This is a genomic window from Micromonospora sp. NPDC049580, assembly GCF_040675595.1.
Lineage (GTDB): Bacteria > Actinomycetota > Actinomycetes > Mycobacteriales > Micromonosporaceae > Micromonospora.
On the sequence record NZ_JBFAPG010000218.1, the window covers coordinates 1 to 9,859 of the forward strand.

Annotated in this window: 5 protein-coding genes; 4 read left to right on the top strand and 1 reads right to left on the bottom strand. The window is 71.9% G+C overall.

Annotated elements, in window-relative coordinates:
* Nucleotides 1-148: 148 nt before the first annotated feature.
* From AB0J68_RS18360 to AB0J68_RS18370, 3 genes are all read left to right on the top strand, one after another.
* Complete coding sequence (locus AB0J68_RS18360) at nucleotides 149-1,561, top strand: FGGY family carbohydrate kinase (protein ID WP_363939536.1); 1,413 nt, start codon at nucleotides 149-151, stop codon at nucleotides 1,559-1,561.
* Nucleotides 1,562-1,656: 95 nt separating this feature from the next.
* Nucleotides 1,657-4,197, top strand: a complete 2,541-nt coding sequence (locus AB0J68_RS18365) for a nitrate- and nitrite sensing domain-containing protein (RefSeq protein WP_363939538.1) — start codon at nucleotides 1,657-1,659, stop codon at nucleotides 4,195-4,197.
* Between the two features lie 5 nt (nucleotides 4,198-4,202).
* Nucleotides 4,203-4,616 carry a roadblock/LC7 domain-containing protein gene (locus AB0J68_RS18370; RefSeq protein WP_197281421.1) on the top strand — a complete coding sequence of 138 codons (414 nt, stop codon included), beginning with the start codon at nucleotides 4,203-4,205 and terminating at the stop codon, nucleotides 4,614-4,616.
* Nucleotides 4,617-4,695: 79 nt separating this feature from the next.
* On the opposite strand, the gene AB0J68_RS18375 is transcribed toward AB0J68_RS18370, so the two are convergent.
* A complete protein-coding gene (locus tag AB0J68_RS18375) occupies nucleotides 4,696-6,039 on the bottom strand; it encodes a GH1 family beta-glucosidase (protein ID WP_354863185.1) in 1,344 nt (447 codons plus the stop codon).
* An 845-nt stretch (nucleotides 6,040-6,884) separates the two neighbouring features.
* Between AB0J68_RS18375 and AB0J68_RS18380 the strand changes: the two genes are divergently transcribed.
* On the top strand, nucleotides 6,885-9,791 hold the full coding sequence (locus AB0J68_RS18380) for a glycoside hydrolase family 48 protein (RefSeq protein ID WP_363939540.1): 2,907 nt from the start codon (nucleotides 6,885-6,887) through the stop codon (nucleotides 9,789-9,791).
* Nucleotides 9,792-9,859 lie beyond the last annotated feature (68 nt).

Sequence of the window (9,859 nt, forward strand, 5' to 3'; positions counted from 1 at the left end):
GGGTCGGCGGGCCACCAGGAGGTTGGGTGCGCGAGCATGCGGTCCACCTTACGCGGCCGCGGGCCGGCTCGGGACCCCTTCGGGCGTACCGGTGTGCCCGGCCGGACCTCCGTTCCCGCGCGGCCGGCACCGGGTAACTTGACCGGCGATGAACATTCTCGCGCTCGACCTGGGCACCTCCTCCGTACGGGGGCTGGTGCTTGACGGGGAGACCCAGCCGCTGCCCGGCGCCCTGGCCCGGCGGAAGGTCAACCTCGCCCTCGGTGACGACGGCACCGGCACGCTCTCCGGCCCCGACTACCTCGCCTGTCTCATCGAGTGCCTGGACGAGCTGGCCGAGGCGGGGCACCTGCACGACGTCGACCTGGTGGCGACCTCCGCGCAGTGGCACTCGGTGCTTCCGCTGGACCGCGACGGCACTCCGCTGGGCCCGGTCGTCACCTGGTTGGACACCCGGCCCGCGCCGGTCGGCGACACGTCCGGCCCGGCCGACCCGGACGCCTTCCACCAGCGCACCGGCTGCTGGTGGCACCGCTCCTACTGGTCGGTGCGCCTGCCCTGGCTGCGGGAACAGTCCGGCACGCCGATCGCCCGGTTCGTCGGCCTGCCGGAATACGTGCTGGGCGAGCTGCTGCAGGCGGCGCCCATGTCGGTCTCCCAGGCCTCCGGCACCGGCCTGCTCGATCTGAGCAGCCTGCGCTGGGATGAGGAGGCGTTGACGCTGGCCGGTGCGCGACCGCGCGACCTGCCGACCCTGGGTGAGCTGGACTGGCACGGCCGGCTCCGGCCCGACCGCGCCCGCCGCTGGCCGCAGCTGGCCGAGGCCCGGTGGGCGCCGCCGGTGGGTGACGGCGGGGCGTCGAACGTCGGCTCGGGCTGCGCCGACCCGAGCCGGGCCGCGGTCACGGTGGGCACCTCCGCGGCCGTACGCCTGATGCAGCGGATCCCGGCCGGAGAGCCGCTACCACGACTGCCCGAACGACTCTGGCGCTACCGGGTCGACCACGACCACGTGGTGACCGGGGCGGCGTACTCCAGCGGTGGCAACCTGTTCGCCTGGGCGAACAGGGAGCTGCGACTGCCCCACGGGGATGAGCTGGACGCGGCGCTGGCGTTGGTGCCGGCGGGCGGCGGCCGGCCGACCGACCCCCGGTTAGGGGGCGACCGGCCGCCCGGGTTGGCGCCGGCCGGCTCGGGCGAGCTGCGCGGCCTGAGCTTCAGCACCACGGCGGTGGACATCCTGGCCGGGTTGATGCAGGGGCTGTGCGAGCTGGTCGCCGACGATCTCGCGGTGCTGGAGTCCACGGTCGACAAACCGGTCGGGGTGGTGCTGGGTGGCGGCGCGGTGGCCGCCTCGGTGTGGTGGCGGCAGGCGTTCGCCGCCGCGCTCGCGCCGCGACCGGTGTCGCACCAACGCAACCCGGAGATCGGTGCCACCGGCGCCGCGTTGGTCGCGCTGGGCCGCTTTGGTGCGGCGGCCGAGCTCGCCGACATCGGCCAGACGGATGAGCTGGTCTTACCGACCACGACAGGACGATCCCACCCGCAGTATCCTTCCTGAACTTTCGCCCTGCCCGGGCCGTTGACAGCGCTACCGAGCCTGGTTGGATGGACTGCGCTCCCCGGGTCGCGGTGGACGCGGCAGGAGGAGGCAGGGTGGCGGGAGGTCCCGATCCGGCGACCGGCGGGGTGTCGAACCACCGCCGGCGACGCTTCGACGTCCGCGTCGTTCCGCATCGACGCCGCTCGCCGTTCCGGCTGCGGGACTGGCGGATGAGCACCAAGCTGGCCACCGTGCTGGTGGTGCCGTCGGTGGCGTTCCTGGTGCTCGCGGGCGTGCAGACCAGCGCCCTGGTCGGACGGACGACCGCGCTGAACGACTTCTCCCGGCAGGTCGGCATCGGCCGGCAGATCACCGCAGTGGTGCACCAGCTCCAACAGGAGCGGGACCGTTCGGCGGGTGAGCTGGGCGAGCTGCGCCGCGGTGGCGACCGGCAGGCCGCCGCCACCGCGCTGCGACCGTTGCAGGCGGCCTCCGACCGGGCGATGGCCGACCTGAGCCGGGCGGCCGGGCCGCTGGCCGATGCCGACGCGTCCTGGCGGGTGGCCTTCTCCGAGGCGCAGGAGGCGTACGACCAGGTGATCGACATCCGGCCGGCGATCCCGCCGGCGGTGCTCAGCAACGACACCATCCTGAGCAACTACCACCGGGCCGTGGGTGCGCTGCTGGACCTGCTCGCCGAGCCGACGCCGGGTCAGGACCGGGCGGCGCTGAGCGACTCGGTGCTGCGCTACGTGCAGCTGGCCCGGGTCAAGGAGCTCTCCTCCCGCGTCCGCGCCCAGCTCTACGCCGCCGCCCGCGCCGGCCGGTACGGCACGGAGGACCGGGTGGTCCTCACCGACCTGCGCGCCCAGCAGTTGACCGCCCTCGGCGCGTTCCGGGTGGCCGCCACCACGGATCAGATCCGCCGGTACGACGAGACCTCGGTGAACCCGCTGTTCCTGGTCGCCACCCAGCTGGAGGAGCGCAGCCTGCCGGCCGGGAACGCCGCGCCCGAGGTGCTGCCGTCGGAGCAGTGGTGGTCGGCCAGCCAACAGCGCCAGGAGTTGCTGCGCCAGGTCGAGGCGGGGGTGCTGGACGACGCGGTGCGCCAGGCCGACGACGCCAGCAGCGGCCAGTTGCGGGCCACCCTGCTGGTGGTCGGCGGTGTCGTCGCCGTGCTGCTGGTCGCCCTGCTGATCTCACTGCTGGTGGGGCGGTCGGTCGCCCGGTCGATGCGGCTGCTGCGCAGCCAGGCGCTGCGCATCGCGCAGGTCGAGCTGCCGGACGCGCTGGATCGGCTGCGGACCGTCACCGGCGGGGTGCCGAGCATCGACGTCGCGCCGGCTGTGGTCCGTTCGCTCGACGAGATCGGTGAGCTGGCGGAGGCGTTCGTCGCGGTGCACCGCAGCGCCGTGACCGTCGCCGTCGAGCAGGCGCTGATGCGTCGCAACGTCAATGCGATGTTCGTCAACCTGGCCCGCCGCAGCCAGGTGCTGGTGGAGCGCCAACTGGAGCTGCTCGACGACCTGGAGCGCGAGGAGAGCGACCCGGACCAGCTCGGCAACCTGTTCAAACTCGACCACCTGGCCGCCCGGATGCGCCGTAACGACGAGAGCCTGCTGGTGCTCGCCGGTACGGACTCCACCCGTCGGTGGAACCGTCCGGTGGGTCTCGGCACCGTGCTGCTGGCCGCCGCCGCCGAGATCGAGCAGTACCAGCGGGTCCGGCTGGATTCGGTGGGCGAGGTCAACGTGGTGGGGCACGCGGTCGGGGAACTGGTGCACATGCTGGCCGAGCTGCTGGAGAACGCGACCGCGTTCTCCCGTCCGGACACGGTCGTGCTGGTGACCGCCCGGGTCGAGGCGTCGGGCGCGTTGATCGAGATCGTGGACGACGGCCTGGGCATGAGCCCGACCGCGCTGGCCGAGGCGAACGCGGTGCTGGCCAGCCCGCCGGCCGCGGACGTCGCGGCGGTCGAGCGGATGGGCCTGTTCGTGGTCAGCCACCTGGCGAGCCGGCTGGGCGTGCGCGTGCAGCTCGACGCACGCCAGAGCGGCCTGGTCGCGCGGCTGGTGCTGCCGGCCGCCCTGCTGGCTCCGGCCGGTGCGGTGGAGCTGGATCCGCCGGCGCCGGCCCGGATGCTGGCGGCGAGTGCGGCGCGGGGCGCCGCGGCGCAGCGGATGGCGGGGGCCCCCCGGTCGGCTGGTGCCCGTGGGCCGGCCGTCGCGCCGCTGGACCTGCCGGTGGCCGGTCGCCCGCCGGCTGCCACCGTGCCGCGCCAGACCCGCTCCGTGCCGGTACGCGCCGAGGACGTGTTGGCTCCGGCCGCCCCCGATGACGGCGGCGGCTGGTGGTCCCGGCAGGGGCCGACCGGGGCGGCGGCCCCCGGCCCGGCCGCGCCGCCCGCCACTCCGGTGACGGCCGGCACGAACGAGCGGGGCCTGCCGGTACGCGTGCCGATGGCGCAACTCTCCGCGGTCACCCGCCCGGCCCAGCCGGAGTCGGCGCCGGCGCGCGCCGAACTGGACCCGGAGGCGGTCGGCGGCATGCTTTCCCGGCTCTACAGCGGGGTACGGCGTGCCGAGGCCGAGGACACCACCGAGATATCGGTGCCACCCTCGTGGGGGCACGACGAAGGAGGACGACGACAGTGACGACGTTGAGCCAGGAGGCACGTGACCTGAGCTGGCTGGTGAGCGCGTTCGCAGAGCGGGTGCCGGGTGTGGCGCACGCGGTGGTGGTCTCCTCCGACGGGCTGCTGGTGGCGATCTCCGACCATCTGCCCCGCGACCACGCGGACAAGCTCGCCGCGGTGACGTCCGGGCTGATGAGCATCACGGCGGGCGCGGCGCAGATGTTCGACGGCGACATCGTCAAGCAAACGGTGGTCGAGATGGGCCGGGGCTACTTCCTCGTGATGCAGGTGCGCGACGGATCGATCCTGGCCACGCTCGCGGCCGGCGACGCGGACATCGGCGTGGTGGGCTACGAGATGGCCCGGCTGGCGAAGCAGGCGGGGGAGATGCTCACCCCTGCCCTGCGAGCGGAGTTGCAGCAGGCGCTGCCCCGCTGAACGTTGCCGACCGTGACCCGGACGGTCACCGGCTCACCCGGAGCCGAGCCGTCCGGGCCCGGCCGTCCGGGCGGCCCGCTCAGAAACCGCCCTCGGCGATGACGGAGCGGTACCAGTGGGCGCTGCGCTTGAGCACCCGGCGCTGGGTGGCGTAGTCCACGTAGACCAGGCCCCAGCGTTGGTCGTACCCTTCGTCCCACTCGAAGTTGTCGAGCATCGACCACACGTGGAAGCTCTCCAGCGGCACTCCGGCGCTGATGGCGCGGTGCGCGGCGGCCAGGTGGTCGCGCAGGAAGGTGATCCGGCCGCTGTCGTCGACGGTGTCGTCGGCGGCCAGGGTGTCGGGGGTGGGCAGGCCGTTCTCGGTGACGGTGAGCGGGATCGGGCCGTAGTCGCGGGTGACCCGGGTCAGGATGTCGTACATCCCGTCGGGGTAGATCTGCTGCCAACCGGCCTCGGAGGTCGGCCACCGGTGTTCGGTGCTGCCGTCGGCCGTGACGTAGATGGGCGTGTAGTACTGCACGGCCAGCAGGTCGACCGGCGACGAGATCACCGCCAGGTCGCCGTCGCGGATGCCGCGAACCATCCGGCTCTGCGGGCCCAGGTCGGCCAGCACGTCCTGCGGGTAGCTGCCCTTGAGCAGCGAGTCGAGGTAGAGGCGGTTCTCGTAGCCGTCGTAGAGCTGGGCGGCGGCGCCGGCCTCGGGGGAGTCGTCGGTGGGGTAGCAGGGGTGCAGGTTGAGCGCGGGGCCGATCCGGCCGGTGCCGTTGGCGGCGCGCAGCGCGCGGACCGCGAGGCCGTGGGCCAGTTGCAGGTGGTGGGCGACGAGGTAGGCGGCGTCCGGGTCCTGCCGGCCGGGCGCGTGGTGGCCCATGAGATAGCCGTTCTGGACGACGGTCTTGGGCTCGTTGATGGTGAGCCAGACCGGCACCCGGTCACCGAGGGCGGTGAACACCGCGTCGGCGTAGTCGGCGAAGCGGTGGGCGGTGTCGCGGGACTCCCAGCCGTCGGCGTCCTGCAACGCCTGCGGCAGGTCCCAGTGGAACAGGGTGGCCATCGGGGCGATGCCGCGCTCGTGCAGGCCGTCCAGGAGGCGGCGGTAGAAGTCGAGCCCGCGCTGGTTGGGCGCGCCGGTGCCGTCGGGCTGAACGCGGGGCCAGGAGATGGAGAAGCGGTAGCTGCGCAGACCCAGGTCGCGCATCAGGTCGAGGTCTTCGGCGTACCGGTGGTAGTGGTCCGCGGCCACGTCGCCGGTGTCGCCGTTGCGGGTACGCCCGGGGACACGACTGAAGGTGTCCCAGACCGACTCGCCGCGGCCGTCCTCCTTGGTTGCGCCCTCGATCTGGTAAGCGGAGGTGGCCGCGCCCCAGCCGAAGTCGCGGGGAAAGCGCAGCGGGCCGGCGGGCCCGGTAGGTATCGACATGGATTCTCCTCGTGGATACGGGGCCGCCGCCGAGATTCGGGAGCGCTCCCAGAATAGGCCAGGAGCGGCCGGCCCCGTGAGCCGGCCGTCACGGCGGCCGGACATGGCGGGTCGAGGCGGGTGAGGGCCCCGGACAGCGAACGAGGCCGACCGGGCGGCGCTTGGCGCCTGTCCCGTCGGCCTCTTTTCCCATTGTGTACGGGGGTTTAGTGTGGGGACGGGGGAGGGCAACCCCCGTCCCCACCGTAACTGCACACACACGGGCGGAATTTGGGTCCTGCCGTGCGTGTCGCGCGGGAGCCGGGCCACGCGAGTGGCTCTGGTTCCACCTCCCTCCCTGCGGCGGGATGATGGCTGACGGCGGCGTCCGGGCTGGCCCGCCGTCGGCCTTCGGGTTGGTTCCCCGGGGCCCGCCACGAGGACGGTCCCGGTGATCTTCCAGTTGGAACCTTTGTCGATGGAAGCGCTCCCATCGACCGATGTTGCGACTGTAACGCCCGTCACGCCTTTGTGAAAGACCCAAAACGAGATCGAAACAACTGGGTGATCCCGTCCCCTGTGCGCTTGTTGTGGGAGCGCTTCCATGGCACACTGTCGATTCAACGCGACAGGAGCCAGATCGCGTGGGCGCGGGTCCGCCGAGGGCAGCCGGCAGCACGACTTCCGGTCACGGCACCCGAGCGCAGCCGGCGGGACCCCCTCCCGCGCGGGCCGCACCGCCGCACCCCGGCCGGGCCCGGGGCAACCACCTTCCCGGCGCCTCGAATCCCCCGCGTACCACCACACCCGCGGGCAGGCGCCTCGCCGGGGACCATCCCGGCCTGGTCCGAGGAGACACCGCGCACATGAGACAACTGGCACGACGCCGCCGAGTGGCGATCCTCGCCGCCGCCGCGCTCGCCATCGGCGGGGTGACCCTGCCCGCCGGCGCCGCGCAGGCCGCACCCGCCTGCGACGTGGTCTACGCGACCAACGACTGGAACACCGGCTTCACCGCCAACGTGACCATCAAGAACCTGGGCGACGCGGTCAGCAACTGGACGCTCAAGTGGACCTTCCCGAACAGCAGCCAGCGGGTCACCCAGGGCTGGTCGGCCAGGTTCAGCCAGTCCGGCAGTGAGGTCACCGCGACCAACGAGTCGTACAACGGCAACCTCGGCACCGGGGCTTCCACCACCATCGGCTTCAACGGGTCCTACTCGGGCAGCAACCCGAAGCCCACCTCGTTCACCCTGAACGGCACCTCCTGCAACGGCACCCCGGCCAACCAGCCGCCGACGGTCTCCCTCGCCCTGCCGAGCGGGCCGTTCACCGCCCCGGCCGACGTGCCGCTGACCGCCACGGCCAGCGACCCGGACGGGACGATCAGCAAGGTCGAGTTCTACCGCAACGGCCTGCTGATCAACACCGACACCACCGCGCCGTACACGTACACGCAGGAGGACCTGCCGGCCGGCAACTACACGGTGCAGGCCAAGGCGTACGACAACGCCAACGGCATCGGGGTCGCCGAGAAGGCGTTCACCGTCGGCGCCGCCAGCGGCCCGACGCTGATCGCCACGCCGTCCGCGGTGAGCGTCAACGAGGGTGGCACGACCACCTTCAACCTCAAGCTCAGCGCCGCGCCGACGGCCAGCGTGCCGGTCACCCTCACCCGCAGCGGAGACACCGACGTCACGGTCTCGCCGAGCACCGTCACCCTGACCCCGAGCAACTGGAACACCGGGGTCACCGTCACGGTCGCCGCGGCGGAGGACACCGACACCGTCGGCGGCACCGCCACCATCACCGCGTCCGCCACCGGTCTCGCACCCCTGGCGGTCACCGCCACCGAGATCGACAACGACACCCCCGGCGGCGACAACGCCTACATCAAGAAGTTCCTCGCCCAGTACGGCAAGATCAAGAACTCGGGCTACTTCAGCCCCGAGGGCGTGCCGTACCACTCGGTCGAGACGCTGATCGTCGAGGCGCCGGACTACGGCCACGAGACCACCTCGGAGGCGTTCAGCTTCTGGATCTGGCTGGAGGCCCAGTACGGCCGCGTCACCCAGAACTGGGCGCCGTTCAACAACGCCTGGACGGTGATGGAGAAGTACATCATCCCGTCGCACGCCGACCAGCCCACCGCGGGCTCCGCCGGCACACCGCAGTACGCCGCGGAGTACAACCTGCCCAGCCAGTACCCCTCGGCGCTGAACCCGAACATCTCCGTCGGGCAGGACCCGCTCCGCTCGGAGCTCCAGTCCACCTACGGCACCGGCGACATCTACGGCATGCACTGGCTGATGGACGTCGACAACACCTACGGCTTCGGCCGCTGCGGTGACGGCACCACCAAGCCGGCGTACATCAACACCTTCCAGCGGGGCACCCAGGAGTCGGTGTGGGAGACCGTCCCGCAGCCGTCCTGCGACACCTTCAAGCACGGCGGTCAGTACGGCTACCTCGACCTGTTCGTCAAGGACACCGGCACTCCCGCCAAACAGTGGAAGTACACCAACGCCCCGGACGCCGACGCCCGTGCCGTGCAGGCCGCGTACTGGGCGCTGACCTGGGCCAAGGCGCAGGGCAAGCAGGCCGATGTCGCCGCCACCGTGGCCAAGGCCGCCAAGATGGGCGACTACCTGCGGTACGCGATGTTCGACAAGTACTTCAAGAAGATCGGCAACTGCGTCGGGGCCAGCACCTGCCCCGCCGGCAGCGGCAAGGACTCGGCGCACTACCTGCTGTCCTGGTACTACGCCTGGGGCGGCGCGTACGACACCAGCCAGAACTGGTCCTGGCGAATCGGTTCCAGCCACAACCACTTCGGCTACCAGAACCCGTTCGCGGCCTGGGCGCTGACCAACACGCCGGAGCTCAAGCCGCAGTCGTCGACCGCGGTCGCCGACTGGACCAAGAGCTTCGACCGGCAGCTGGAGTTCTACACCTGGCTGCAGTCGTCCGAGGGCGGCATCGCCGGCGGCGCGACCAACAGCTGGGACGGCAGCTACGCCCAGCCGCCGTCGGGCACCAGCACCTTCTACGGCATGTTCTACGACGTCGACCCGGTCTACAACGACCCGCCGTCGAACCAGTGGTTCGGCATGCAGGCGTGGTCGATGCAGCGGGTCGCCGAGCTGTACCTGCAGACCGGCAACGCGAAGGCCAAGGCGCTGCTGGACAAGTGGGTGCCGTGGGCGATCGCCAATACGACGGTCGGCACCAACTGGTCGATCCCGTCGGACATGAAGTGGACCGGTCAGCCGATCACCTGGAACCCGTCCAGCCCGCAGCCCAACACCAACCTGCACGTCGAGGTGATCAGCAAGGGCCAGGACGTCGGCGTCGCCGCCTCCTACGCCCGCATCCTGATCGCGTACGCGGCCAAGTCGGGCAACGCGGCGGCGAAGACCACCGCCAAGGGCCTGCTGGACGCGCTCGACGCTGCCAGTGACGCGAAGGGCGTCTCCACCACCGAGACGCGTGGCGACTACAAGCGCTTCGACGACGTCTACGACGCGTCCACCGGGCAGGGCCTCTACGTCCCGCCGGGCTGGACCGGGAAGATGCCCAACGGCGACGCCATCGCCGCCGGCAAGAGCTTCCTCGACATCCGGTCCTTCTACAAGAACGACCCGGACTGGCCCAAGGTGCAGGCGTACCTGAACGGTGGTGCGGAGCCCAGCTTCAACTACCACCGCTTCTGGGCGCAGGCCGACGTGGCCATGGCGTACGCCGACTACGGGACCCTGTTCCCGAACGGCTGAGAGCCACCCGGGGTGGGTGGAGTGCCCCGCCCACCCCGGGGTTCGGCCGGGTCCGGGGGAACGATGGT

Excerpts from the sequence above, each read along its gene's own strand:
- AB0J68_RS18360 (WP_363939536.1), top strand. The coding sequence starts at position 149 with ATGAACATTCTCGCGCTCGACCTGGGCACCTCCTCCGTACGGGGGCTG.
- AB0J68_RS18375 (WP_354863185.1), bottom strand. The coding sequence starts at position 6,039 with ATGTCGATACCTACCGGGCCCGCCGGCCCGCTGCGCTTTCCCCGCGAC.
- AB0J68_RS18380 (WP_363939540.1), top strand. The coding sequence starts at position 6,885 with ATGAGACAACTGGCACGACGCCGCCGAGTGGCGATCCTCGCCGCCGCC.